The following is a 23,073-nucleotide window of genomic DNA, read 5'->3' as shown; positions in this document are numbered from 1 at the left end:
AGCCAAGTGGACAAGAATTGGCGGAGGAAACGGATGAACGATGCAGACCTTGCCGCCTCCATCGAGCGGCTGATGGCCCGGGTCGACTATTACTTGCATTGCGAATTGGACGAGGAATACGACCATGACCGGCCGGATTCCGCACGCAGGCAATTGGAAGTCGCCCTCCGGGAGGAACTGCTTCGCGCGAGCGCCATCGGCCTCGTGAGCTCCATCGCTTCGACCACGCGCACGGGCTTCGGCGGCGCAGACCTGGCGTCCTGACCTCCCAGAAGCGCCATCGACCACTCAGGAAATGCTCTCTTGCACATGGCGCACCGCTCGAGCGGGGTTACGCCCTGATGGCGCTTGTCGGCTTGAATGCTTTTGCACAGCCCGTTGACCGCATGCTCTTCACCTTCCAGATATTGCATATAGACGCCATCCAGGTAACAGAGCACCCGGTAATTTCCAGGGCGGGATTGACGCGACGGGACCTTTCGAGAATGGCCGGCAGATCCTGGTCGGACTGGTGGTGGCTTCGGCTGGCGATGAGCATCGACAGGGTACGTGCACAGGCCGCGCGCACCGTACCGCAGCCATGCCTTGATTCGCCTCAACTTGAGGCGAATCAGCGAGTGCCGCGTTGGCCCCTCGCATCATCAGCTGCGGGTGGGGCGTTCCCAGCGGCTGATGCGCTCGAAGAAAATGGTGGGACGTGCGGGGGTCGAACCCACGACAAACGGATTAAAAGAACGCCTCTTCCACCTTCTGGCAGCGTAGAGCCGCTGGAGTTTCCCTCGATAGACCCATCACTTTTGGACCGAAACGACGGTTAGGGGCCTGTTTGCGACTATCGGACCGGAAAACTATCTTCCACAGTTTCTCCCACAGCGAAACGTGGGGTCGCGATGACATGGCACACCCACCCACAGTAGGTGGCGCTGCCTGCGAAGTCCCCACACCAGTCCCCGCAGTCCCACACCCACCTACAGCCTCAGCCGTGCCCAACAGCGTTGGGGGCTACAAGTCACCGTCGCATTTGAAAATCGCAGGACCTGCGCCGGATACCTTCGTAGTGCAGTTGATTGAGCGACCGTCCTTAAGCACGTATGTATCGACCATGACGCTCCCGCCAGTGTTGTTTCGATACCGCCGAACGGCGGCTTTTTCCAACGATGCCCGAGAGACTGCCGTGTTCTGCCGCACGGCGGCATCAAACTCATCGCGCGACCTATACGCGGCTTCCATTTCGTCGGCTCGCCGCCTTTCGCGTGCTTCTCTGCCGGCCTCGACCTGTGCGGCTAGGCGCTTCAGTGCGGCCTCCGAAGCCAGCTCCTCGTCGAGTTGGCGCTGTGCTCGCGCGAGGTTCGCAGCAATCTCTTCTTTGCTTTCACAGCCTGCACCAACTACGGCGGCAAGCAGAAGCACGGCACACAGTGGCCCCCGATAGCCCCTTGAGGCTTCATCTTTCGTTTTTTCCATCGTCTTAGCCTAGCACTCGACAGGGTCTATCACACGCGTCGCCGCCTGTGGCGCCCCCGGCTACAAGTTTCCACGCCGCCCGCCAGTTTTCTGAGCGGGCCTTCCTTCATCTAGACAAATCACCGCAACCGAAACCACGCCATGAGCGGACAGCAACAACCGCCGTGCAACACCCACACATGATCAACAACGAATACCCAAAGGGTCGCTCCGAGGTCACTCTGATCCCGCGAGTCGGTCACACCATCCTCAAGGTCACCCTGCCCTTCCTGGTAGACCCAGCAAAGCCCGATGACGCCCGCAACCTCGCCCTGCAACACGCGCGTGCCCAAGACATCGACGTGAGCGACCACAAGGCCGCCTGATGGGAGTAGGACTTCGAGTACGCGACCCGAACACGGGCGCCATCACCTTCGACACGAACATGCGCGTCGGGCGAATCCTGGGCACCGTGCAGGCGGGCCTGGGTACGGGTTCGATCAACGACGCCCGTTTCCTTCAAGGGACGCCCTTCGCGTTCGTCGATGTCGAGTCGAGCGCCAACCTGTTCGACATGTATTCCACCGTCCCTGGCACGTCCTATCCCCGCATCACCTTCTCTGGATCAACCATGACTTTCACACGTCAGACCGTGCCCAACCTTCAGGCTGCGACGTACACCATCTATTACGGAGTCCGCTGATGCCTGCAGGACTCAAGGTTTTCGGGGACCAGTTCCATGTCCAGATCGATGGAACCACGCCGCACATCACGCTACTGCGCAAGGGCATGGGCTCCGTGGGCGTCAACCCGTATCGGTCGATCTACGGGCAAGCCGAGATCATCGTGAACGCAGGGGAAATCCTGGCCTTGGTGCCGGGAGGTATTCCGCTCACGCTAATGCGCCGCAACGGAAACGTAGCGACCCTGGGCTGTCCTGTAGCCAACGCCGGGTCTTTTGAATACTTCATCTTCTCGAAGCATCAAGCGTCCGGCGTGAACTACGGCATGCGTCTATTCGATGAGGCCACCGGCCAGTTGATCTACGACACAGGCCGCGCAATGCTGAACGTCCTTGGGACGCATCAAGGCGTGGGGCAGACTAGCTACCAGTCCTCGAAGGTCGCTGTGATCCCTGGACAGACCTACGCTGACTGGTCCCGCACGGAGCAGCCCCTGGGCGGCAACCCCAATTCGCCGGCTGGCTACGTTCTCCTCTACGAGGCTGGCGCGGGTTGCGTCACCACTAGCGGCGGGACCGTCAACGTACAGAACCTCCGCATCTTCGACAGCGCGGGCCCACCGAACGCAAACCCGACGCCCGGTTGGGACGCGCGTGGGTCAAACAACCTGGACAACACGCTCACCGTGGTGGACGTGTCCAACCTATGAGTTCGGGTACATCGCTGGAGTTTGCTACGGCCCGTCGGTCCTTGTTCGTTCTGGATGCGGCGTCAAGTCTCGACGGAGTTTTTCTAACTGAAGCCTCACCATCTCGTCCTGCGCCGGCTGGATTCGCGTGTGCCACCGATGGAACCCGTAGCCCATCAGCACGAGTCCAGCGGCACTAATGACAGTAAGGCCCCACTTGAACGTGACCTTGTTTTCGGATTCGACCGCTATCAAGCGCTCCACGAACGCCTTTTTCATGATCTCGACGGCGGTGGGTTTCTCAATCGACCGAAGCGTCTCAAGCTCAACATAAGACTTCACCATGAAGTCATTGCTGGACTTCGTCTGAGCGATCCCGACACCGATGCCGAACACGAACAGCAGCAAGCCAAACAAGGCGTAGAACTTGTAGATGTTGTCCGTGGGGAGAGGAATCTTGTTGTCCATGGCAGGTCCTTTGAGGCGTCCAAAGCGTCCTTGATAATGCCCGAGCAGGCATGCGAACCCTCGCGAGACTGACGCGAAGCAAGCGAGGAGACTAATACTGCCCGCGACCAGACCTAGCGTCGGTCTTCTTCCCGCGCTTCCCGCACGGCGCGCGCTATCAAATCGGCTTGCCGCTGCATAGCCGCGTTGCTTCCCGCACGCCACAAAAGAATGGCCGGGATCAGCAGCACTACAGTTAGAAACCCGCCAATAATTAGCGCAGTGCCGTCGTCCGACTTGAACGGAACAAGCATCACGAAAAACCAGATGAAAACAAGCGCTAGGGACATCGGCTTCTGCACAACTTATTCCTCCCTGCACGCGTAAAGGACCGAGGCCGCCGCACCGGCAACCCCGACCGTCGCAAGGCCCCCTGCCACCAGCAGAGGCGCGGAAGCCACAGTTCCCGCGACCATGCCTAAGGTGCCTGCGGCGTATCCGGCGCTTCCCGTGAGAATCGCGGCGCCCGAACTGTGGACGACAGCAGTTAGGCCCAACGCCGAAGCTGTGCCACTCACACCCGCCCCAATGCCAACCCCTGCCCCACCAAGCGCAAGCGCCGCTTTTGAGCCGTGCGAAATTCGGTCCCGGAAGGCATTTGCTTTGGAGCAAACGGACCCACTCGCATGAAACGCCAAGGCGCAGAGAACTACCGGAACGAGTAGTTTTTTAGTAGACGGCATGAGGTCGATAGTACTAGCTCCGCCCTTAAAGTGTAAGAATTAATTGCGAAGAATGCGTTGTCACCGCCTTCGCCCTGTGTGCGCGGCCATCGTCCTGCCGACCTCCTCGCCCTGCCGACGAAGCGCCCTCGCCCGCTCCATAGCCCTGGAATCTGCAGGACTCAACTGGCCTCTCGCTGGCACATGGCTGGTCACGCACCACCAAGTCTGCGGATAGACCGCGCCTGACCCCTTGGAGCCCCTCGGCGGGTGCATCTCGTAGCCGCTTAGCAGGACGCCTCGGTCGTTGATGGTGAGGAGCCGTACCTTGTCGAGCACAGGGATCAGGTAGGTCTCGCCATCCTTTGCCAGCAGCTTGGCGATACGCCGATTGAACCCGCGTCGATGGACGACTAGCTCGCCGGCCACGGGATGCGCCTGGACTTCCAAGCGGTCCATGAGGGCGCCTTCGTGGCGGCATCGGTACACGGTGGCAAACATCGCATCGACATGGATAGCTGTATGGATGTACAGTGCGCCCATGGACCGCGAAACTTGGATAGCCGTATGTGCGCACCGGCTGCAGCGTCAGTGGCGTACCGTTGACCCAGACCTACTGGATGAGGTCGCGGGTGATCTGTGGCGGGATGAAAGGCTGCGAGAGTTGGCGCCTGATACAGCCGCCGTCGCGTGGCTAGAACCCGTTGCGGGTGTGGCCGGCATCCACACGTCAAAGGCGGCAGCATGCGCTTCCCCCGGTCCCGGCCATACTCCGCTTCCCGATTGATCTGGAGCCAACATGACTGCTGTGTGGATTGTTCTATTCCTGATCGTTGCAGGCGTTGTCTGGAAGGCTGTAAAGGACGCAGGCGCTAGGCACACAACGGTCGCCGCCGCGTCCGCGTCAAGGACTCCCGGGTTTCACTGGCCCGGCCTCGGTGAGTACGATTTCGAAGTTGTCGGTGAGTCCCACTATCAGCGTGTCTTGCAGCGACTCGCGGGCGAACACGGCGACGAGAGTGCGGCCAAGGATTGCGTAGCAGAGCTATACCCGGACGATGGGAATGTGCACGACAAGCGTGCGGTCGAGGTGCGGGTTTCGGGGGAGCGTGTCGGCTTCATGTCGCGCGAGGACGCCCGGAGCTTTCGTAGGAGGCTAAGCGCCAAAAAGCTGACGGGTCAAAGCACTTCCTGCGATGCGAAGGTGGTGGGCGGCTGGACTGATTCCAACGGAGTGAAAAAGCAGTACGGCTTGCGGCTAGACATCAAGACCTTCGACACCTGACATCGATCTTCGGTCCGCAATAATTCGGGCCATGAACTATCTAAAGGTCCTTGTCCTCTCGACGGCGCTCGCACTGACCGCCTGCGCATCCACCCTAGTGCCCTATGTCCCACAGACGCCCCGGGAGGCCCCGGAAAAAGCTGTGGAGCGCATCCTGCACGAACAGGCTACGGACGCCCCGGTCGAGCGGGTCAGCGTCTCCAAGGCGTTCTTCGAGTACGCGGAGCCGACCACAACTGAACGCAGGCTCATGGTCCTGCGCGACACCATCCAGCATCCTGTGCAGCGCGTCTACTACCGCAGCATCGAGAACGTCAGGATGTACCTGAAGCGAGGCGCGTGGAGCGTAGTAATTGAGGCCAAGGGCGGCCGCGAGGTTGCTACCGTTTCACCTGCGTCAGAGGCGGACGCGAAATTGCTCGTTGACGCGCTGGAGGCGCTTCGGAAACCCTAGGCTATCGCGCAAAACGTCTGACGGTGATCTATGCCGGAGGAGTCGCTTGCGGCGAACCCTTTATTGCTCATGCGCCGTAAGCACTAGCCCGCTGCTAAATCCAACCTAATGCGCTCCAGCCAGAATCGACAGAATGTTGACCGCTCCACCCCTCGCATTCTTTGGCGTCAGCGCCTGCATCTTTTTCGTGGCACTGCTGATTATTGGGTTTCTCGGAACAAAGCTCGCCAATCGCGACCCATCAGATGTTCGCCTCATTTGGTATTTGTTCTCGCTGACCACCACCCTCACTATCGTGGTTGCTTGGTGGGCAAGCGGCGCTGGCGCCATCAACGCTGCCGGGAGCTTCCGAGGTACGGCCGGCAATTGGCTCATGAGACTCCTCATGACCACTCTTGACATCGAAACCACCCTCAAGGTCTATGCCGCTGTAGTCGGATTAATCGTCGCCCCGCAGCTTCTCAGTTGGGTGCTGAGCGGCTTGTTTGGCTGCGCTTCCGCACCGAGGTTCATCGGTCCAGCGTTGCGCTTTCTCTTCTGGAGCACCGTGAAGTCGTTTGTTGTTTTAGCCGGGGTCGTTCTCGCTGCCACGGCGTATGGCTGGTTTCGGAGTTGGGATGGCATGACCGCGCGGCTGGTCGTGGTTCATGTATGGACAGCGTTGATGGCGCTCACCGCAGCCTTTGGCACCCTCTACATGTATAGGGACCTCAGTGAGCCCTGGCAGCCCGAGAGCGAACCCGGTCCGAATGCCGCAAAGCTGCGCCGCATCATTTATAGGATCAACGCATGGATGAACCGACGCATTCCTCAAGCGCAGACCGCAGAGCTGATCGATTCCTAGTGCATCGTTGAAGCGGCGCTGCAGGAGGCCGCCCGTATTCGCTACTTGCGCACCGCGATGCACTCAAAGTTCACGGCAGGGATGGTCTCCATGGAATTTTTCGCGAGTCCTTGGCGCTCCTTGGCGGCCCCGGTGACCCTGATGAGTGACTCGGCCACCTTCTCGGCGGCGCCTTTGCACATCGCTTCGGATGTGAAGCCGGAGATCACGGTGGGCGCAATGTCCCGGATGTTTCCTTTGGGACCCGTGAGATGCAGCGTCAACACCAACAGCCATTCCATTTTTCGCCTCCTGCGTGGCTCCGACTATGCATTGTCTAGGGCTACCATGGCGCCCATGGACCGCATAACCGCCCGCCGCGTTGACGTGGAGATTGCCAAGCTGGTGACCGAAGCCCAAAAGCTTGGGGCAGAGACGCGCAGGCTCAACGCTGAAGCGGACAAGCTCATCCGTGAGCGCTGGTGGTATCCCGGCCTCATTCTGTCCACGGCCATCGGCGCCACGGCAGCAGTGATGAAGCTAGTTCTCTCCTGACCTAGAGCGGATTGCTATCGCAGTCCCTCTGCCTTGCTCAGCGCATTGCCTCAAGAATTCCTGCGTCCAACCAGAGGCGACACATGTCCGCCTGCCACCGCCGATCATCCATGGCCCTCAACTGTCTGCGCGTCGGGCCTCGGCCGCCCGCCAAGAATTCCTCATACGCAAGACGCACGACCGCCTCTGCCTTCTGCGCCCTCTGATAGGCCATCCACCAACGCCGATTTAGCCGGCGCCATTGCTGAATCGTTGCCTGTTCCATTGCGTGCCCCTGGATCGCTATGCGGCTGCAGGATTGCACGAACGGGACACAAAAGGCACTACCAAGACTAGTAGGTCTGGAGCCGCGTCTTCGTGCGTCCACTGAGTTGTCGCTGTGCGGCCACGGCACAAAAAAAGTTCTTCCACAGTTCTCCCACAGCCTGCGTGCGATCAGGCCGGAGTCGTCTATGAGGGAGCCTGACGGGCCAACGGACTAACCGTCCGGTCGGGGACTAGACACCGCCAGCAGCGGCTCAGACACTGGGCGGATGCCCTTCTCGACCGAGTCAATGCCGCGCCTGACCCTCTTCGATTCCACGGCTACCAAGACATGGGCGCAGTCACTGATTCGCGCAGGTCAGCGAGCCTGGGCAGTCACGGCGACTGAGCGAAACACGCTTCCGAGTTCACGGTCTACGCCAGAGGAACGCCGCAGACGCTGGCGGACGATTGGTGAGGCGCTGATGCTGGGGCGTGATCTGTCTACTGACGTGACGGAGTTCAACCAGTGGTGCATCAAGCGGAAGCTGCAGATCGATGGACGGACTCGGGCGGCAGCGATTTGGTACGCCGAGAACTGGGGTTCCGTCGAGGCCATCGCGGGTAACGCTTGTCATCCAGAGGTGCTCCGGCGCCTGCATCGAACGTCTGATGACGCCATGAATGCTTCAGGTCAAGTTGATAGCTTTTCATGAAAGTGACTGAGGGTGATGACCCGAAGTCGGCATCTCTCGCGATGAACTCAACGGAGAACAAGGACCCTACCCCGACGCCTCGCCGTCCCTCGAAGTAAATGGACTGAGAGTAGGACCCTAAGCGGAATCGCGACGGTTCATGAAAGTGGCGGAGGGTGAAGACCCGAAGCCGTCAGAGCATCTGCTGATCTTTTTTTCCTTGCTTCGCAGCATGAGCCCCACGGGCTAGTCGCTGCTTTTTCGCCCCCACCGCCCATGACCAACTTCGCTACGAGGTGGCGTAAGCCTGCGCCGTCGACCACGCCGCCGCGCAAGTACCTGAACGCAGCCGGGTCGCCCCTGGTGACCTGCGGAGTCCACGGACCCCGCCAGTGGCTGCTGACGTTCAAGGACGGCTCCACGCGCGTCACAACGATCCGACCAACCCCTGAGATGGTCGCGATCCACAACAAGCATCTCGCACGCAAAGCGCCCAAGCCCCCGCTTGAGGTCGAGGTGCTGCCCGCCGACTGATCCCTTTTCGCAAGCCTGATAGCCACGGGCCGCACCACCCTCGCCGCCTGCATGCCCGGGCGGCACCTCAACTCGAAAGCCTCAATGAGCAACCCTCGAACCGTGGCCGCCCACGTCTACGGCGCGGACCATGTACATCCGCCCGTGGTCTCCATGCGTGTGACCCTCGACCGCATCACTGGCCGTGTCCGTGCCATCGGCCACAACAGCGAAGTGCTGGACCAGACACTCGGCCAGATTCACGACGTACCCGAAGGCGTGACGCCAGTGATCGGCGAGCCCTGCCCCACCCTCGAACTCCGCCGCAACCTCATCACCGGTCAGCCCGACTGACTGCCACCCAAATTAAGCAATCCATCATGATCAGAACCAAGACTCATACCGTCCAGTATGTCGACCTCGGCCCTGCCGGCCACTTCAAGCCCGGCACGGAAGTGAGTCGCTACCAGGAGCAATGCAAGCTCGTCCAAGGGCTCAAGCAAGTGACCGCAGGTTGCGCTGCCTGGACCCTCTCCCGACGCGAAGCAACAGCACAGTTGGCCGCTGCAATGGCCCATCTTCCGCCCGAGTACAAGGACACCAAGGTTCCTCCAAGTCTGGAGCAGCGCCTCGGCTTCACGAAGTACGCCGTACTCCAGCGGATTCTTCAAGACCTCACGTCGACGGGTCCGATCACCACACACATTGCGGTGCTCACCAGCATCATCGACGAACTGGAACGCGGCCTCGGGATGTTCCTGGTCGGCGCAGAGCGCGCGCCTGATGCGAACACGGAGCGTGCCAACGAACTGGCAGCACAAGCCGAAGAAATCTCCAAGCAACACCGCGCAATGAAGGGGGTGCACGCATGAGCGGATCAGTCGAGACTCTGAATGGCGTCCTGATGCCGCACCCAGACGGTAGCGGCCGGCTCATACAACTTGCGCTCTGGTCCGTATTGAAACCTCAATACGACGCCCGCCGCACTCAGTTCGAGAGCGGTCTAGGCCGACACCTTGAAACTGCAGAGGGACGAACCGTCGCAGCGGCGGCGTTCATGCAGCAGGAAGCCGTGCATCGCGTCGAGATCACGCCCGAGCCCCCGAAGTACAAAGGCGGCCTAACCGAGGCCCAGGTCGATCGCTTCGTGGCGAACAGTGACCTCGGCGTCACGAATCGCCATGGCGGGGAGGATTTCCCAGTTGCCGAATCGAATCCTCTGGCAGGTCCGAGCATCAAGTCGGTTTCCTTCTTTGGCGCATGACCTTCAGGCCCTCCGTGATCGCTGAAGATCAGCCGAAAAAGATTCGGAAGGCCAAGGCCCCACCCGAGCCCCCGAAGCCTCCTCCGACCCCTGAAGAACTCGCGGCGTCCGCTGCCGTCGTTGCGGCCATCCGCAGTGCATGCGCCCATCGTGAAGCTGGCCGCGACTTCGAGCGCGAGACATCGCGACTTGCATCGCACTCCGGCCGGCCGCTGTCGGGCAGTCAGGTCTATTGGTCGACCTCGGGACGGATGCTCTGTGGTCATTGCCACCTGTACTGCGGACAGGATGCGAGCCCCAACGAGACGCAGTGTTTGGGTCACTGGAAACCCGTGGCCCCTGCCTACATCGCAGAGATTGCCGCCTCCCGTATCAGGTCCGCCGAACTGATGCGCGAGGAAGAGGAACGCCGCAGAGCGAGTCGAAACGCTGGACGCATTGCAAGTCGGGCCGCTGCGAAGGCCAACCCCTGGCGATGAGCGCCGCCTATGTTTGAACCGTAGGCAGAGCACCTGCAAAACACTCAATTTGAGTGGTTCACCCGACGCAATCCATAGCCCGCCCTGGTCCGCAAGGTCCTTGGCGGGCTTCTCTATTTCTGCCCCTGCATCACGCAGTGGCTCAACACACCGGACCACCTATGCAGAAGCCGACCGTCATCCCCGAGGGGCACAAGTGGTGCCCAGGCTGTACCGCTGTGCTTCCCCTGGCCTCATTCGGACCCGATAGGTCCCGCCCTCCTCTGTACCTACAGGGGCGCTGCCGTGGATGCGTGTCGCGTGCGAACAGTGTGCGTCGGCGTCCAAGGCAGACACCGGAGGAAATCGCCGTAGCGCTTGCCGACAACGCCCGGGAGCACGCCGGCAGCGCGATGCCGTGTGAGATCAGCGCAGCCATGCTGCAGCCACTCCCGCCTGCTTGCGTGTTGACTTTGGACGACTTGGTCGAAGGCGACTCCCCCCAGCCCCCAGCGCTCGCCATGCTGGTCGACGGCCACGGCTTCACGGCTGAGAACACTGTGGTGATCAGCGCCCAAGCGCGTCGGCGGCACCGCGTCATCGGCGCCAAGGCCATCCGCGATCACCTGGGAAAGGCGGACGTACTGCCGGCCCTGACCGTGGCGACGTTGATGGATGCGCTTGTCCGCCACAACTCCCTAGCCTGGGCTGTCGAGGCCGACGCAATCGCAGCCGAGATCGACGGTCCCCCAACGGACGCAAAAGGCTGCTTGGTGATCCCTGCGAACGGCAGGAGAGCCAAGGATGCCCACGTGGACCAGAAACAGCACTTCGTTGACCTGATCGACGGACAGCCATACAGCCGACCGTTCGCTGCGCAAATTGAGCACTACGACCAGTACGTTGGATGGTCCGGGTTCGTGACCGCCCAGCGGTCCGCCGAAGTCGAAGAAGCGCAGTTTGTGTAAGCACAACCGCATGCAGATTCGGCGCTCGCCTGCGTGTGTGTAAGCCGCAAACCCGCATGGATAAAGGCTTTGCGAAACGATGCCTATACACATGGTTTTCTGCAATGGCGAAGCCGAGCGCCTGACCACCTTGGGGCCGCCTTGCATCCCGCGAAGCCACCGAGGGGCGCAGCCCCGAGGCTTCAAGGCGATAGCCAAGGTGGCACGAGCTTCAGCACATTTCCCCGTCACCTTCCATCTTCAGAGACCTGAAGGTTTAGCCCATTGGGGTACTGCCGTACCCGTAAAGCTGGGATGCATTGGGCTTCGCTTCTGATGCCCTCGGCGGTCCCATACATCGAAGCATCGCCAAAGAGGTCCATGGCGTCGACGCCGGCACCTCATTCATCATCATCATCATCATGACAACAATCAAGCTACCTACCGTCGAGGGGCACGAGATCGAGCTAGCCGTGGCTGACCACGCGAAGCTGTGCGCTTGGCCTGACCTGGACCTGTCCTGCATCCACGTAGTGGGAGACCATGCGCTGCATGCGCTCAAGCCATCGACCGGTAAGCTGCACGCGCTTTCCCTGGAGGAGATGCTGAAGGTGCGTATCAAGCCGTGCAATGCCTGCCAACGCCACCTCCCCGAGACCGTCTTTCCGACCTCAAGGACCGCTAAGACTCCCGGGCGATACCGAAGCACCTGCAATGCCTGCCGAAACACTCGACGCCGGGCGCTGCGGGCTGACGACAAACCGCCCGTCACCGTCCCAGTTCCCGGGCCACCTGGGGAACTCTTGACCAAGTACAGGGCAGCCGTGGCCCCTCCCCGCGATGTGGTGTGGGTCTTCGTCGACGGTGAGGCGCGTGACGTGCCCCCGATCCTCAAAGACGACGCACACACCCGCGTTCCTCTGTGTGACGCCCAGCGTTTATTCGTTGGCTTCGCGCACCTGGATACGTCAGCGTACAAGCTGCTTACCAGCCCACTCATCAGGGCGCACCGCTGGCTGTGGACCCTACAGCCACACGGGGAGGTCATAGTCCGCGCATCGCCTCTTGGCACCTTGGGCACGCACTCGGTCAAGCGGCTGATACGGGACCATGGCTGCAGGGCTTCACTGACGGTGGAGCGTGCTGGGTATCCAGGCTGAGATACGGCTGCAATCCGCCGTATCGGTTCCTACCGTGGGCGTTTGAAGTACCGGCGCACGGTATCCACTAGCCATGTGATGACCCAGAGGGCTGCGAAGATCGCCGCGAACCCCACGATCCCCAACGCAAACTCGTGCATGCCACCTCCTTGTTGATTCACGCGTGAGGGGCATTGAGGCCCCAAAGGATCGCAGCGTATTCCACGGTCTCAACGCACCCACGAGGCGGCTCAAAAAATTTCTCAAAAATCCGTGACATCCCCCCTCGTCCCACTGCGCAAACTTTTCCCCCCGTACGCCCGGGCCTCTTTTGAGCGGAGCCTGACCCTCAAGAGTGCCGAGAGGGTATGCCGAGCGGAGCTAAGCGTAGCGCCCAATGTCCAGCGCCCAGCGCCTAGGCCACCCGGGATGGCGCCGATCCCCACAGTACCCACCCACAGTGGCCTGTCCTGAGCGATGTTTCTCCTCTGACGGAGCCCTTGGAACCACCGGATAGCGTATCCGTCGCCTTGCTGAGCAGGACAACCCACAGGCTGTGGGGCCTGCAATCGAGCTAGGACGGGCGAAGGCCTCGACATAGGCCAAGGGATTGGCCGGAGCGCTGCGCGGCTCCTGAAGGACATTGCGGGCCTTGGCGGGCCCATTGGCTAGTGCGCTCGTATGCGCACCCGTCTGCCTCTCCGACCCTGTGGGTTCTACCCGGGTCTTACCGAACTCAACCACCTCTCATGGCACGCTACGCACCCATCTACCTTGAGGCCGACAAGCGGCTTCACCGCAAGCATCCTGATGTCCTCCCAAGCCACCGCAGATGCGCGGTGTGTTGCGAGATCAAGGAGCTATCTCCGGATTTCTTTTACCCCTGCAGAAGTTCGCACCCGTGGCAGTTGTCCAGCTTCGATACACGCTGCAAGGCCTGCATGGCGGCTGCATTGACGGCCCGCAGGCTCGCGGACAAGGCCAACCACCGGGCGAAGTCCGCGAAGGCTCAAAAGGAAAGGCGCAAAGCTATCAAGGCTGCTGGGGGCCCCGTGGCATATGAAGCGAAGCGGGCTGAGCTCCAAACAGCCCGGGAGGCCGAGCGGGACAAGAAAGAACGGCTAGCAGCGTTCAGGCGCGGCCTACGTCGCAGGTATGGCCCCAGACCTGACGGGATCAAGCTGATGATCGCCGAGCGCAGCCGCATGTACGCCGAGCGAAGGCTGCACAGTCCTGAAGAACCTAGGGAGTTCCACAGGCCTGCACAGGACTTTAGTGATCTTGAGGTGATCCGTGCGAGACACCGTCATGCTTCGGGGCGTGGCGCTTAGACTGACAGTAGACAACCAATGCTTGATTATGGACTCAAAGAAAATTGTCTTTCAGCAGGGCCGTGGATACACCCTCGAAAAAGAACTAGGAAGCGGGGCCTGCGGGCAAACTGTACTGCTCCACGACGCGGCAATTGACGAATACTTTGTTTGCAAGAAGTATGCGCCAGCGGATATTCGTTGGCGAGAGGTCCTATTTTCAAATTTTGTGCGTGAAATAAAATTGATGCATGCGCTTCATCACATCAATGTAGTGCGCGTCTTTAACTACGTGCTATATCCCGATCGATTTGCCGGGTACATATTCATGGAATACATCAATGGCCCGGACATTGATGCGTATTCAGCGGATCATCCGGAAGACATCAACAGTCTCTTTGCGCAAGTAGTCGAGGGCTTCGACCACCTTCAAAGCAAAAGAATTTTGCATCGCGACATTCGGACAACGAACATCCTGGTGACAGAAAACGGTGCTGTAAAAATCATCGATTTCGGCTTTGGGAAACAGGCTGTAGACAGTGCCGACTTCGACAAGAGCATCTCGCTCAACTGGTGGTGTGCCCTTCCTCCAGAGTTTGCCGAGAAAATCTACGACCACTGCACTGAGGTCTACTTTGTCGGAAAACTATTCGAACAACTGATCGACAAGCATCAGCTTTCGCATTTTCAATATTCCGATGTGCTGCGCCGAATGGTTGAACCCTCGAGAAAGAAGCGCAGCGAGTCGTTTTCGCACGTGCGTCAAGAAATTCTCGGGAAACCAAGATCTATTGAATTCTCATCAGACGATGTCGAATGTTATCGCGCGTTTACGCGAACTCTCACGGCGAGAATTTCGAAGATTTATTCAACCGCAACCTGCTTTGGTATTGAGGACATTCACCTAAAGCTTCAAGAGTCTTACAAGGCAATGATGCTGGAGCAAGCGGCCCAGGACAGTGCGTTGGTAATCCAATGCTTCATTGACGGGGGCTACATGTATTACAGCAAGCAGGCATTCCCGGTAGACCAAGTTCGTAATTTTTTAGATCTTTTGAATCGCTGTAGCAAAGAGCAGAAAAATATCGTAGAGGCAAATCTTCACGCGCGCATTAATGCCCTGCCGAAGAAGCCGCATGTCAAGTCCGGCTTCGATGAAATGGACGACGACATTCCGTTCTAGGCTGTACAGCGTTCTGGCGCACGGCCGTTAGAAGCCAACCCCCATCTTTAGAACCCCGAGACGTGGAGTCAATGACCCCACGTTCTACTCGATTATCGGCTGCCGATTGATGGAGTCCATGAGACTATACGTCTGTCGGTTGCGAAACCGGCCCCGCAGACGGTCCACGGATACGAAGGGGCGAATCGGCGGACCCGCAGACGGGCCTGCGCACGTAGTCAACCGATACGGTTGCGGGATGCGCCAGCTACGAGGGGTCAGCGAGTACCGATGCTGGGAAGCACTGAAGACCGCGATGCGGTACGGGGGCGAGGCCCCGGGGCGTGACCCCAGCCCTCGAACGCTTGGACCCGGCGGGCTGTCTCTGACTGCCGGATAGCGACACGAGAGGCGGCCTCGCCCGGACCCACGGGACCCGCGAGTTCTCTGCCGGGCGCTGTGCAACCACACCGCACACCGATCCCGGCGAGTGATCAGAGCGGATTCCGTCGAGTCCCTTCTGACCATTCAACGAGGAGCACTCCATGCAGATTGCAGCCACTGCCAAGACCACCGCCGCACCTATGAACCCCATCGCGTCGCTGAACCGCGCCACCCGATTCTTCTGGGATCACGCGCAGTCATGCCCAAGGCTGGACCAAGACCCAGCCGAGGCCCGCTTGGAATACGCCGAGGTCCTTGCCGACGCCGAGAGCCATTTCCTGGACGCAGAGAGTCGGATGGGCTTCACGTTCCACGTCCGTGCAAACCGCAAGACCACCCGCCCCCGTACCTGGACCATGTGGATTGCACAAGCTGATGGTCAGGCGGTCGCTTGGCTCACAGACGTTCAGGACGGCAGTCCCGCTGCATGCCGCGTGGTGCGAGCCGAGCTAGCAATCGACGCCAAGGAGGCGATGGAGGAGGCAGCCCTGGGAGCTACCGTACACTGACGGGAGTCAATGAAACTAGGAGTCCCATGGCAACGCTGCTTTCCCCTACCGCCCATACGATGCGCCAGCGTTTCGGGGAGTGGCTGAAAGCCCGCAGGGAGGACGCAGGGGTCACGCAGTTGGACCTGTCGAAGTTGCTGGGGCACTCCTACGTGTCCATGGTTTCCCAGGTTGAGCGGGGACGTTCTTTGATTCCCTCCCCTGACCTCATGGCATGGGCAGGCGCTATCAAGGTGAAGCCCAAGGACTTCGCCATGCAGTACCTGTATTGGTGCCATCCAGAGGTGAGCACCATGCTGACGGGCGTGGACCCTTTCGAGAAAGAAGGGTTACCGCCAATCCCCAAGGGCTCAGCAGCGAACCCAGGTGGACACAGCGCCGCCGCCAAGAAAGCGAAGAAGAAATGACTGTCTACCTGCGCCCCGGATCGTCGGTCTATCAGTTCGAGTTTGTTGCCCACGGCGAACGTCACCGGGGCTCCACCGGCGAGACCGAGAAAGACAAGGCCCGCGCCTTCGAAATGAAGGAACGCGCCAAGATCGAGCAGAGCCGCACAGCCAAGGAGCAAGGCATCAACCACATGACCATGTGGGAAGTCTCGCGGGCGTGGCTCACGGCGTCCAAGGCCACCCACAAGGACCATCGGAACAACGAGAGTCGAGTGCGGAAATTATTTGGGTCCGAACTGCAGCAGCGGGGCCGCGAGTGGTTCGAGGTGTCGAATGCCCGCTATGGCGTCCCGAAGGACCTGAAGACCCACGAAGTCACCCAAGCCATGCTCTCCACTCTCAAGAGCAAGCGCCTGGATGAAGGCTGCAAGCCCGGCACTATCAATCGCGAGATGTCGCTGCTGCAGTCCCTTCTGGGCTTTGCTGAATCCATTGGCGCCCCCATGCCCGCCCAGTCCATCAAGTGGAGCGCCCGCAACAACAGAGCCGCCTCGCTGAAGCTGCCTGAGACCAAGGGGCGCATGCGCTGGCTAACGGTCGAGGAAGAGCGCAAGGTCTTGGACGGGCTGATGCTGGAGTCCGAGCGCCACCCGGGAGACATGGCTGCGCTGGACTCTTGGCACCTCTGCCAATTCCTGCTGGATACCGGCGCACGCTACGACGAGATCGCCAAATTGAAATGGGATGTGGTCGACTTAGAGCGCGGCACGATCAACCTGTATCGGGGCAAGGTGGACAACGAGTCGACGCTGCGCCTCCCATCGCGGACCTGGACGATGCTGCGTGACCGCCACGAGATGATGAAGGACCTGGGGTTCACCGTGATCTTCCCGAAGCTCAGGGGCCGTGCATGGGACGGTGAGGACGTGAGCCGAGGTCACGCCACCAAAGCGATCCAAAGGCATCTGGACGGCCTGGGAGGTGATCGAGCGACGCCGCATGCGTTGCGGCACACCTTCGCCTCACGCATGCTGCAGGCCGGGGTGAGTCTCGCAAAGGTCTCGAAGCTGCTGGGTCATGCGTCCGTCGCTATGACAGCCCGCTATGCGCATCTTGCTGATGACGCCGTCCACGAGGAGGCCCTGGAGGTGATGGAACGGCTGCATAGCCACCCACCCACACTAGCCCCCACACCGCAGCAAATCACTGTCAGCAACTCACTTCATGGGGGCTTCCAAGTGATTGATTCACTTGGAGAAATTGGTGGGACGTGCGGGGGTCGAACCCACGACAAACGGATTAAAAGTCCGCTGCTCTACCAACTGAGCTAACGTCCCGGATCGATCTTGTTGTCGATGTTCCTGGGTCTTGCCGGTGTGTCGACGCCGGCAAAGCCTACGATTATAGCGTGGCCCGAAGGGCGATTTTGTCCAGCACCCACCCGGCCGCGCATTGTCCGAAGGTGGCCGTCACGCTCACCACCGAGCCGTAGCCGTGGCAGTTGAGCGAGCCGTCGCCTTCGATGGCGCATGAGGCGTCCGGTGGCGCGACGCTCTCGCGGCTGAAGACGCAGGCCACGCCGATCTTCTTGCCGTCGCGCGGGGCACCGTGCAGCTTGCGCAGCCGGTTGCGCACCTGCGCGAGCAAGGGGTCGTGCGTGGTGAGGGCGAGATCGTCGATCTCGACCTTGTGCGCCAGGCGCTTGCCGCCGGCGGCCCCGACGGTGACGAAGGGAATGCGTGTCGCCCGTGCCCAGGCGGCCATCGTCACCTTGGCGCGGACCTGGTCGCAGGCGTCGATGACGGCCGTGAGCGGCCCGTTCGCGCCTTCGGCCATGGCCACCTGGCCGAGCCAGTGGTCGGGCTCGACGAAGTCGTCGATGGCCAGCACCTGGCAACCGGGGTTGATCTGCGCGATGCGCTCGCGCATCGCTTCGACCTTGGCTTGGCCGACGGTCGATTCGAGCGCGTGGATCTGGCGGTTGATGTTGGATTCGGCGATGTGGTCCAGGTCGACCAGCGTGAGTCGCCCCACCCCGCTGCGGGCCAGGGCCTCGACAGCCCAGGAGCCGACGCCCCCAATGCCCACGACCATCACGTGTGCGCCGCGGATGGCTTGCGCACCCGCCACGCCATAGAGACGCTCGAGCCCGCCGAAGCGGCGTTCCAGGTCGGGCTCGGGAGCGGAAACAGGCGCGAGCGCCGCGGCATCCATGGGCGCAGCGCCTGCGATTACTTCAGGCGCGACAGACGTTCGCGGCCGGCCTGCGCGGCTTCGGACTGCGGATAGGCCTTGGTCAGGTCTTCCAGCGTGCGGCGGGCCGCGCGCGTGTCCTTGAGCTCGATCTGGCAGTTCGCGATCGACAGCACCGCTTCGGGCGCCTTCGCATGATCGGGCGCCAGCGACAGCATCGAGCGGAAATTGGCGATCGCTTCGTTGTAGTTGCGTGTCGCATACTGGGCATTGCCCAGCCAGAAGAGCGCCGACGGCGTGTAGCCGCTCTGCGGGTAACGCTTAACGAATTCGGCGAAGGCGGTCTGCGCCTGTGCGAACTGACCGCTGCGGAACACGCCGAGCGCCGCGTCGAAATCCGCCTTCTCGCGCGGGTCGGCGGTGAACTCGCGTCCATCGACCGCCACCTTGGCCGGCTCGTTCTTCTTGAGCCGGTCGTCGATGTCGGTCTGGCGCTGCTGCAGTTCGGACACCGTCCGCGCAAGCTGCTCGTTCTGCCCCGTCATGCGCTGCATGTCGCCGCGCATCGTTTCGATCTGGTTCTGCAGGTCGAGCAGGCTGCGACGCAGCTGGCCGTTCTCGTCGGTCAGCCGCTGTTCGCTCTGCACGCGCATCGCCTCGACGCGCTGGCGAAGCTCGAGGATGGCGCGGCGTGCCTCGTCATCCTCGAACAGCGCCGCGTTGGCGCCGGCCGACATGCAGACCAGCAGCGCTGCGAGCGCCGCATGGCGCAAATCGAATGCGCGTGCCATCAACGGTAGGTGATCTCGGCGCGACGGTTCTGGGCCCAGACGGATTCACCGCTGCCCGACACGGCCGGCTTTTCCTTGCCGAAGCTCACGGCTTCGACCTGGTTGTCGCTGATGCCCAGCAGGTTCAGCGCACGGCGAACGGCTTCCGAACGCTTCTGGCCGAGGGCCAGGTTGTATTCGCGACCGCCACGTTCGTCGGTGTGGCCTTCGATCGAGATGCGGCGCTGCGGGTTGGCTTTCAGGAAGCGGGCGTGGCCGTCGATGAGCGACTGGTACTCGGGCTTCAGGGTGTAGCTGTCGTAGTCGAAGTACACGATGCGTGCAACGCCGACAGGACCTTGCGCCGTGGCGGCATTCGGGTCGATGGTGACGGGTGCCACGCCGCTGGCCGCGCCGCTACTGCCCTGGCCGGCGCCGCCCGAACGGTCCACCACGGGGGTGTCGTTCAGCTTGGTACCGGACGAGCAACCGGCGATCAGGGCCACGATGGCCAGCGAATAAATCGTGCGTTTCAACATTACAGACTCCTCAGTTAATCTAATCATTGCTTCTGAAACGGACCCCAGTCCGGTTCACGGATATCTCCGGCCTGTCCGGCCAACCGCGCCTTGATCTTGCCGTCGAGCGTGGTGGTCATCAGTGCTTCGCGCCCTCCAAGCTGCGTGGCATAGACGATCAGCTTGCTGTTGGGGGCAAAACTGGGGTTCTCGTCGGCCGTGGTGTCGGTGATCGCGGTCACATTGCCGGTCGCCAACTCCATCACGTGCAGTTTGAAGGCACCCCCCACGCGGGAAATGTAGGCCAACCACCGGCCGTCCCCGCTGACAGAAGGTGAAATGTTGTAAGAGCCGCTGAAGGTGACGCGCGTCGGCGAGCCGCCATTGGCACCCATCTTGTAGATCTGCGGCGCACCGCCGCGGTCGCTCACGAAGTAGATCGTGCTGCCATCGGCCGAATAGGTCGGCTCGGTGTCGATGCTGCTGCTCTGCGTGAGCCGGCGCGGCTCGCCACCGCTCGCGGCGATGGTGTAGAGCTGCGAGCCGCCGTCGCGGCTGAGCGTGACGGCCAGCGAATTGCCATCGGGCGCCCAGGCCGGTGCGCTGTTGGAGCCGCGGAAGTTCGCCAGCAGGCGACGCTGGCCGCTGGCCACGTTGTGCACGTAGACCACCGGCTTGCGCGACTCGAAGGACACATAGGCCAGCTGCGAGCCGTTGGACGACCAGACCGGCGAGATGATGGGTTCCGGGCTGGCCAGCGCGGCTTGCGCGTTCTCGCCATCGGCGTCGGCCACCCACAGGCTGTAGCGGCTGCCGCCCTTGGTGACGTAGGCGATGCGGGTCGAGAAGATGCCCTTCTCGCCGGTCAGCTTTTCGTACACATAGTCGGCGATGCGGTGCGATGCGAGGCGCAGGTCGGCCTGGGGCACGGTGTAGCTCTGGCCGCCGAGGTCTTGGCCACGCACCACGTCCCACAGGCGGAAGCGCACGTCGAAGCGGCCATCGGCCAGCTTGGTGACGCTGCCCACCACGAGCGAATCGGCGGTGCGCTGGCGCCAGAGCGTGAGGTCGGGCCGCGAGGCCTCGTCAAGGGCTTGGCCCGACGCATCGACCCCACGGAACTGGCCGCTGCGTTCGAGATCGGCCTGCACGATCGCCGAGATCTTCTGGGGCGAGGCGTCCTGCCCCTTGAAGGGAGCCAGCGCGATCGGCAGCTGCGTCAGGCCCACACCCGACACCTCGACCCGGAATTGGGCGAGCGCGGGGACCAGGGGGGAGGCCGCCATGGCCGCGACGAGCGCGCGGCGGGCGTTGAACGATGAAGAAGAAGGCAAAGGAAATGCTGACAACGGCTTTTTCATGCAGTTCGGAGAGTTTCGCGGCGACAAAGTTTCACGGATCGATCACTGGTGTCGGCAACCCGCGATGGTACACATTGCCAAACCGCATTTTGCGACAGGGCCCTAATACATCAGCGTGGTCCTACAAAGAAGAGGTGGAATACCCACCCGTAGAATCCGCCGCCATGCAGCCTTCCCCTTCCGGCGATATCGCGCGGCCCCCTTTGACGCGCCGCCTCGCCCGACTGATGTCCTGGTTCGGCGGCTCGCTGCGGTGGTGGTCGCTGGCCATCGGCGCGGCCCTGGTCGCCGCCCTCACCGAACCCCTGATGCCGGCGCTGCTCAAGCCCCTGCTCGACCGCGGCTTCACTCGCGGCCAGCTCGCGCTGTGGATGGTGCCGGCCGCCATCATCCTGCTGTTCGCGGTGCGCGGCCTGGCGCAGTTCGTCTCGCAATACGCGCTCGCGCGCATCGCCAACGAGGGCATGCAGCGCCTGCGGCGCGTGCTCTTCCAGCGACTGCTCGCGGCCGAACTCACCCTGTTCTCACGGCAATCGGCCAGCACCCTGTCGAACACCATCGTCTACGAGGTGCAGACCGGGTCCATGCTGCTGGTGCAGGCCCTGCTGGGGCTCACGCGCGACGGCTTCACGCTGGTCGCCCTGCTCTTCTACCTGGTCTACCTGAACTGGAAGCTCACGCTCATCGTCGGCGTGCTGGTGCCCGGCGTGGCGTGGATCATGAAGGTGCTGTCGAAGCGGCTCTACCACCTCACGCGCCTGGGCCAGACCGCCACGGACGACCTGGCCTATGTGGTCGAAGAGAACGTGCTGGCGCACCGCATGGTGCGGCTGCACGGCGCCGAGGCCGGCCAGACGGATCGCTTCGACCGGCTCAGCCAGACGCTCAACCGCCTGGCCGTGAAGTCGACCATCGCCTCCGCCGCGATGACGCCGCTCACCCAGCTGCTGGCCGCCGTCGCACTGTCGGTGGTGGTGATGATCGCGCTGTGGCAGAGCAGCGAACAAGGGCTGACCGTCGGCAGCTTCGTCGCCTACATCACAGCGATGCTGATGCTGATCGCGCCGATCCGCCGGCTCGCCGACATGGCCAACCCGATCACCCGCGGGCTGGCGGCGCTGGAGCGTGGCGTGGCGCTGATCGACGACGTGGCGTCGGAGGCGCAAGGCGGCTTCTCGCTGCCGCGCGCCGAAGGCCGCATCGAGCTGCGCGAGGTCGAGGTGCGCTACCGCGGCGAGGACGAGGCGCCGGCGCTCGACCGCGTCAGCCTCTTGATCGCACCCGGCGAGGTGGTCGCCTTCGTCGGCCCCTCGGGCTCGGGCAAGACCACGCTGGTCAACCTGCTGCCGCGCTTCGTGCTGCCCACCGCGGGCCAGGTGTCGGTCGACGGCCACGAGGTCGGCGGCTGGCAACTGGCCAGCCTGCGCAGCCAGTTCGCCATGGTCAGCCAGGACGTGGTGATGCTCAACGACACGCTCGCCGCCAACGTCGCGCTCGGCGCCGGGATCGATCGCGAGCGCGTGCTGGCCTGCGTGGCTGCGGCCAATCTGTCGGACCATGTGCAGGGACTGCCGCAAGGCATCGACACCGTGCTCGGCCACAACGCGACTCAGCTGTCGGGCGGCCAGCGGCAGCGACTGGCCATCGCACGCGCGCTGTACAAGGACGCGCCGGTGCTGCTGCTCGACGAGGCCACGTCGGCACTCGACACCGAATCGGAACGGCTGGTGCAGGAGGCCCTTCAGCGCCTGATGCAGGGCCGCACCACGCTGATCGTGGCACACCGCCTGTCGACCATCCAGCATGCCGACCGCATTGTCGTGATGGAGCGCGGCCGCATCGCCGAACAGGGCAGCCACGCGCAACTGATGGCGCTCGACGGTCTCTATGCGCGGCTGCAGACGCGGGCAGTCAGCACGGCGGCACCTGGGCAGCCCCCTACCCTTTGATTCGGCGCGTATGCGCCATTTCTGTTCGCGAAACACCGCGGAACCGGCTTTGCCGGGCCGCTGGTGTTGCCCCTCGAGGGGAAGACGGCTACACGAAGTGAGACGACAT

At 62.0% G+C, this 23,073-nt stretch carries 28 protein-coding genes, 1 tRNA gene and 2 pseudogenes; 20 read left to right on the top strand and 11 right to left on the bottom strand.

Annotation, left to right across the window (positions count from 1 at the left end):
* Nucleotides 1-33 precede the first annotated feature (33 nt).
* Complete coding sequence (locus tag QTH86_RS03645; protein ID WP_286646017.1) at nucleotides 34-264, top strand: hypothetical protein; 231 nt, start codon at nucleotides 34-36, stop codon at nucleotides 262-264.
* 23 nt (nucleotides 265-287) lie between these two features.
* Here QTH86_RS03645 and QTH86_RS27035 read toward each other — a convergent pair.
* Nucleotides 288-440 (bottom strand): annotated as a pseudogene (locus tag QTH86_RS27035) (BLUF domain-containing protein); the annotation flags it as partial.
* Nucleotides 441-1,002: 562 nt separating this feature from the next.
* Entirely contained in the window at nucleotides 1,003-1,464 is a 462-nt protein-coding gene (locus QTH86_RS03640; protein WP_286646018.1) for a hypothetical protein, read from the bottom strand.
* A 179-nt stretch (nucleotides 1,465-1,643) separates the two neighbouring features.
* Here QTH86_RS03640 and QTH86_RS03635 point away from each other — a divergent pair, with 179 nt between their 5' ends.
* Genes QTH86_RS03635 through QTH86_RS03625 form a run of 3 tightly spaced genes read left to right on the top strand, consistent with a single transcriptional unit; the run spans nucleotide 1,644 to nucleotide 2,835 of the window.
* The gene (locus QTH86_RS03635) at nucleotides 1,644-1,829 is read left to right on the top strand and encodes a hypothetical protein (RefSeq protein WP_286646019.1); all 186 of its coding nucleotides are present in this window, start codon (nucleotides 1,644-1,646) and stop codon (nucleotides 1,827-1,829) included.
* Complete coding sequence (locus QTH86_RS03630) at nucleotides 1,829-2,146, top strand: hypothetical protein (protein ID WP_286646020.1); 318 nt, start codon at nucleotides 1,829-1,831, stop codon at nucleotides 2,144-2,146. Before QTH86_RS03635 ends, QTH86_RS03630 begins: the two co-directional genes overlap by 1 nt.
* Nucleotides 2,146-2,835, top strand: coding sequence for a hypothetical protein (locus QTH86_RS03625; protein ID WP_286646021.1), 690 nt, complete (start codon nucleotides 2,146-2,148; stop codon nucleotides 2,833-2,835). The genes QTH86_RS03630 and QTH86_RS03625 overlap by 1 nt, the downstream gene beginning before the upstream one ends.
* A 24-nt stretch (nucleotides 2,836-2,859) precedes the next feature.
* On the opposite strand, the gene QTH86_RS03620 is transcribed toward QTH86_RS03625, so the two are convergent.
* From QTH86_RS03620 to QTH86_RS03610, 3 genes are all read right to left on the bottom strand, one after another.
* Nucleotides 2,860-3,282, bottom strand: coding sequence for a hypothetical protein (locus QTH86_RS03620; RefSeq protein ID WP_286646022.1), 423 nt, complete (start codon nucleotides 3,280-3,282; stop codon nucleotides 2,860-2,862).
* Nucleotides 3,283-3,395: 113 nt separating this feature from the next.
* On the bottom strand, nucleotides 3,396-3,623 hold the full coding sequence (locus QTH86_RS03615) for a hypothetical protein (RefSeq protein WP_286646023.1): 228 nt from the start codon (nucleotides 3,621-3,623) through the stop codon (nucleotides 3,396-3,398).
* Between the two features lie 441 nt (nucleotides 3,624-4,064).
* Nucleotides 4,065-4,526 (bottom strand): hypothetical protein, encoded by a 462-nt coding sequence (locus QTH86_RS03610; RefSeq protein WP_286646024.1) that lies wholly within the window; start codon nucleotides 4,524-4,526, stop codon nucleotides 4,065-4,067.
* 256 nt (nucleotides 4,527-4,782) lie between these two features.
* Between QTH86_RS03610 and QTH86_RS03605 the strand changes: the two genes are divergently transcribed.
* The 3 genes from QTH86_RS03605 to QTH86_RS03595 all read left to right on the top strand — a co-directional run bounded on the left by QTH86_RS03605 (nucleotide 4,783) and on the right by QTH86_RS03595 (nucleotide 6,566).
* Entirely contained in the window at nucleotides 4,783-5,268 is a 486-nt protein-coding gene (locus QTH86_RS03605) for a hypothetical protein (RefSeq protein WP_286646025.1), read from the top strand.
* 31 nt (nucleotides 5,269-5,299) lie between these two features.
* Complete coding sequence (locus QTH86_RS03600) at nucleotides 5,300-5,722, top strand: hypothetical protein (RefSeq protein ID WP_286646026.1); 423 nt, start codon at nucleotides 5,300-5,302, stop codon at nucleotides 5,720-5,722.
* Between the two features lie 133 nt (nucleotides 5,723-5,855).
* Nucleotides 5,856-6,566: a hypothetical protein gene (locus QTH86_RS03595; RefSeq protein WP_286646027.1), complete on the top strand. Its 711-nt coding sequence runs from the start codon at nucleotides 5,856-5,858 to the stop codon at nucleotides 6,564-6,566.
* A gap of 41 nt (nucleotides 6,567-6,607) precedes the next feature.
* Here the strand turns inward: QTH86_RS03595 and QTH86_RS03590 are convergent, their stop codons facing one another.
* The gene (locus tag QTH86_RS03590; RefSeq protein WP_286646028.1) at nucleotides 6,608-6,847 is read right to left on the bottom strand and encodes a hypothetical protein; all 240 of its coding nucleotides are present in this window, start codon (nucleotides 6,845-6,847) and stop codon (nucleotides 6,608-6,610) included.
* A gap of 55 nt (nucleotides 6,848-6,902) precedes the next feature.
* On the opposite strand from QTH86_RS03590, the gene QTH86_RS03585 reads away from it, so the two are divergent.
* The 11 genes and pseudogenes from QTH86_RS03585 to QTH86_RS27030 all read left to right on the top strand — a co-directional run.
* Nucleotides 6,903-7,100, top strand: coding sequence for a hypothetical protein (locus tag QTH86_RS03585; protein WP_286646029.1), 198 nt, complete (start codon nucleotides 6,903-6,905; stop codon nucleotides 7,098-7,100).
* Nucleotides 7,101-7,633: 533 nt separating this feature from the next.
* The gene (locus tag QTH86_RS03580) at nucleotides 7,634-8,059 is read left to right on the top strand and encodes a hypothetical protein (protein ID WP_286646030.1); all 426 of its coding nucleotides are present in this window, start codon (nucleotides 7,634-7,636) and stop codon (nucleotides 8,057-8,059) included.
* Nucleotides 8,060-8,314: 255 nt separating this feature from the next.
* Nucleotides 8,315-8,572, top strand: a complete 258-nt coding sequence (locus tag QTH86_RS03575) for a hypothetical protein (RefSeq protein WP_286646031.1) — start codon at nucleotides 8,315-8,317, stop codon at nucleotides 8,570-8,572.
* Nucleotides 8,573-8,656: 84 nt separating this feature from the next.
* On the top strand, nucleotides 8,657-8,905 hold the full coding sequence (locus QTH86_RS03570; RefSeq protein WP_286646032.1) for a hypothetical protein: 249 nt from the start codon (nucleotides 8,657-8,659) through the stop codon (nucleotides 8,903-8,905).
* 26 nt (nucleotides 8,906-8,931) lie between these two features.
* Entirely contained in the window at nucleotides 8,932-9,423 is a 492-nt protein-coding gene (locus QTH86_RS03565; RefSeq protein ID WP_286646033.1) for a hypothetical protein, read from the top strand.
* Nucleotides 9,420-9,815, top strand: a complete 396-nt coding sequence (locus QTH86_RS03560; RefSeq protein ID WP_286646034.1) for a hypothetical protein — start codon at nucleotides 9,420-9,422, stop codon at nucleotides 9,813-9,815. The genes QTH86_RS03565 and QTH86_RS03560 overlap by 4 nt, the downstream gene beginning before the upstream one ends.
* A 979-nt stretch (nucleotides 9,816-10,794) precedes the next feature.
* Entirely contained in the window at nucleotides 10,795-11,241 is a 447-nt protein-coding gene (locus QTH86_RS03555; protein ID WP_286649376.1) for a hypothetical protein, read from the top strand.
* A gap of 2,411 nt (nucleotides 11,242-13,652) precedes the next feature.
* Complete coding sequence (locus tag QTH86_RS03550) at nucleotides 13,653-14,852, top strand: protein kinase domain-containing protein (protein WP_286646036.1); 1,200 nt, start codon at nucleotides 13,653-13,655, stop codon at nucleotides 14,850-14,852.
* Nucleotides 14,853-15,376: 524 nt separating this feature from the next.
* Nucleotides 15,377-15,784, top strand: a complete 408-nt coding sequence (locus QTH86_RS03545; RefSeq protein WP_286646037.1) for a hypothetical protein — start codon at nucleotides 15,377-15,379, stop codon at nucleotides 15,782-15,784.
* 26 nt (nucleotides 15,785-15,810) lie between these two features.
* Entirely contained in the window at nucleotides 15,811-16,191 is a 381-nt protein-coding gene (locus QTH86_RS03540) for a helix-turn-helix domain-containing protein (protein ID WP_286646038.1), read from the top strand.
* Nucleotides 16,188-17,282 (top strand): annotated as a pseudogene (locus QTH86_RS27030) (tyrosine-type recombinase/integrase); the annotation flags it as partial. The gene QTH86_RS03540 and the pseudogene QTH86_RS27030, both read left to right, overlap by 4 nt.
* 152 nt (nucleotides 17,283-17,434) lie before the next feature.
* Here the strand turns inward: QTH86_RS27030 and QTH86_RS03535 are convergent.
* The 5 genes from QTH86_RS03535 to tolB form a co-directional block, all read right to left on the bottom strand.
* Nucleotides 17,435-17,510, bottom strand: a tRNA-Lys gene (locus tag QTH86_RS03535).
* Nucleotides 17,511-17,574: 64 nt separating this feature from the next.
* Nucleotides 17,575-18,387 carry a tRNA threonylcarbamoyladenosine dehydratase gene (locus QTH86_RS03530; protein WP_286646039.1) on the bottom strand — a complete coding sequence of 271 codons (813 nt, stop codon included), beginning with the start codon at nucleotides 18,385-18,387 and terminating at the stop codon, nucleotides 17,575-17,577.
* A 17-nt stretch (nucleotides 18,388-18,404) separates the two neighbouring features.
* Entirely contained in the window at nucleotides 18,405-19,157 is a 753-nt protein-coding gene (ybgF, locus tag QTH86_RS03525) for a tol-pal system protein YbgF (protein ID WP_286646041.1), read from the bottom strand.
* Entirely contained in the window at nucleotides 19,157-19,675 is a 519-nt protein-coding gene (pal, locus tag QTH86_RS03520; RefSeq protein WP_286646042.1) for a peptidoglycan-associated lipoprotein Pal, read from the bottom strand. The genes ybgF and pal overlap by 1 nt, the downstream gene beginning before the upstream one ends.
* A gap of 23 nt (nucleotides 19,676-19,698) precedes the next feature.
* A complete protein-coding gene (gene tolB / locus QTH86_RS03515) occupies nucleotides 19,699-20,940 on the bottom strand; it encodes a Tol-Pal system beta propeller repeat protein TolB (RefSeq protein ID WP_286646043.1) in 1,242 nt (413 codons plus the stop codon).
* Between tolB and QTH86_RS03510 the strand changes: the two genes are divergently transcribed.
* Both QTH86_RS03510 and msbA read left to right on the top strand, forming a co-directional pair.
* Complete coding sequence (locus QTH86_RS03510) at nucleotides 20,939-21,121, top strand: hypothetical protein (RefSeq protein ID WP_286646044.1); 183 nt, start codon at nucleotides 20,939-20,941, stop codon at nucleotides 21,119-21,121. The genes tolB and QTH86_RS03510 overlap by 2 nt on opposite strands.
* Nucleotides 21,122-21,179: 58 nt before the next feature.
* Nucleotides 21,180-22,964, top strand: a complete 1,785-nt coding sequence (gene msbA, locus QTH86_RS03505; protein WP_286646045.1) for a lipid A export permease/ATP-binding protein MsbA — start codon at nucleotides 21,180-21,182, stop codon at nucleotides 22,962-22,964.
* Nucleotides 22,965-23,073: the final 109 nt, after the last annotated feature.

The organism is Variovorax sp. J2L1-78 (assembly GCF_030317205.1).
In the GTDB taxonomy this organism is placed as follows: domain Bacteria; phylum Pseudomonadota; class Gammaproteobacteria; order Burkholderiales; family Burkholderiaceae_C; genus Variovorax; species Variovorax arabinosiphilus.
Note: the sequence above shows the minus strand (reverse complement) of the source record. Positions and strands in the feature narration are given on the sequence as shown.

Bases quoted from the DNA above. Each gene is read 5' to 3' on its own strand.
- QTH86_RS03530 (WP_286646039.1), bottom strand. From the start codon at position 18,387: ATGGATGCCGCGGCGCTCGCGCCTGTTTCCGCTCCCGAGCCCGACCTG.
- tolB (WP_286646043.1), bottom strand. From the start codon at position 20,940: ATGGCGGCCTCCCCCCTGGTCCCCGCGCTCGCCCAATTCCGGGTCGAG.
- QTH86_RS03620 (WP_286646022.1), bottom strand. From the start codon at position 3,282: ATGGACAACAAGATTCCTCTCCCCACGGACAACATCTACAAGTTCTAC.
- QTH86_RS03625 (WP_286646021.1), top strand. From the start codon at position 2,146: ATGCCTGCAGGACTCAAGGTTTTCGGGGACCAGTTCCATGTCCAGATC.
- msbA (WP_286646045.1), top strand. From the start codon at position 21,180: ATGCAGCCTTCCCCTTCCGGCGATATCGCGCGGCCCCCTTTGACGCGC.
- QTH86_RS03560 (WP_286646034.1), top strand. From the start codon at position 9,420: ATGAGCGGATCAGTCGAGACTCTGAATGGCGTCCTGATGCCGCACCCA.
- QTH86_RS03555 (WP_286649376.1), top strand. From the start codon at position 10,795: ATGCTGGTCGACGGCCACGGCTTCACGGCTGAGAACACTGTGGTGATC.
- QTH86_RS03570 (WP_286646032.1), top strand. From the start codon at position 8,657: ATGAGCAACCCTCGAACCGTGGCCGCCCACGTCTACGGCGCGGACCAT.
- QTH86_RS03630 (WP_286646020.1), top strand. From the start codon at position 1,829: ATGGGAGTAGGACTTCGAGTACGCGACCCGAACACGGGCGCCATCACC.
- pal (WP_286646042.1), bottom strand. From the start codon at position 19,675: ATGTTGAAACGCACGATTTATTCGCTGGCCATCGTGGCCCTGATCGCC.
- QTH86_RS03565 (WP_286646033.1), top strand. From the start codon at position 8,932: ATGATCAGAACCAAGACTCATACCGTCCAGTATGTCGACCTCGGCCCT.
- QTH86_RS03610 (WP_286646024.1), bottom strand. From the start codon at position 4,526: ATGGGCGCACTGTACATCCATACAGCTATCCATGTCGATGCGATGTTT.
- QTH86_RS03590 (WP_286646028.1), bottom strand. From the start codon at position 6,847: ATGGAATGGCTGTTGGTGTTGACGCTGCATCTCACGGGTCCCAAAGGA.
- QTH86_RS03600 (WP_286646026.1), top strand. From the start codon at position 5,300: ATGAACTATCTAAAGGTCCTTGTCCTCTCGACGGCGCTCGCACTGACC.
- QTH86_RS03585 (WP_286646029.1), top strand. From the start codon at position 6,903: ATGGACCGCATAACCGCCCGCCGCGTTGACGTGGAGATTGCCAAGCTG.
- QTH86_RS03575 (WP_286646031.1), top strand. From the start codon at position 8,315: ATGACCAACTTCGCTACGAGGTGGCGTAAGCCTGCGCCGTCGACCACG.
- QTH86_RS03510 (WP_286646044.1), top strand. From the start codon at position 20,939: ATGGCCGCGACGAGCGCGCGGCGGGCGTTGAACGATGAAGAAGAAGGC.
- QTH86_RS03645 (WP_286646017.1), top strand. From the start codon at position 34: ATGAACGATGCAGACCTTGCCGCCTCCATCGAGCGGCTGATGGCCCGG.
- QTH86_RS03605 (WP_286646025.1), top strand. From the start codon at position 4,783: ATGACTGCTGTGTGGATTGTTCTATTCCTGATCGTTGCAGGCGTTGTC.
- QTH86_RS03580 (WP_286646030.1), top strand. From the start codon at position 7,634: ATGCCCTTCTCGACCGAGTCAATGCCGCGCCTGACCCTCTTCGATTCC.
- QTH86_RS03640 (WP_286646018.1), bottom strand. From the start codon at position 1,464: ATGGAAAAAACGAAAGATGAAGCCTCAAGGGGCTATCGGGGGCCACTG.
- QTH86_RS03595 (WP_286646027.1), top strand. From the start codon at position 5,856: ATGTTGACCGCTCCACCCCTCGCATTCTTTGGCGTCAGCGCCTGCATC.
- ybgF (WP_286646041.1), bottom strand. From the start codon at position 19,157: ATGGCACGCGCATTCGATTTGCGCCATGCGGCGCTCGCAGCGCTGCTG.
- QTH86_RS03540 (WP_286646038.1), top strand. From the start codon at position 15,811: ATGGCAACGCTGCTTTCCCCTACCGCCCATACGATGCGCCAGCGTTTC.
- QTH86_RS03635 (WP_286646019.1), top strand. From the start codon at position 1,644: ATGATCAACAACGAATACCCAAAGGGTCGCTCCGAGGTCACTCTGATC.
- QTH86_RS03545 (WP_286646037.1), top strand. From the start codon at position 15,377: ATGCAGATTGCAGCCACTGCCAAGACCACCGCCGCACCTATGAACCCC.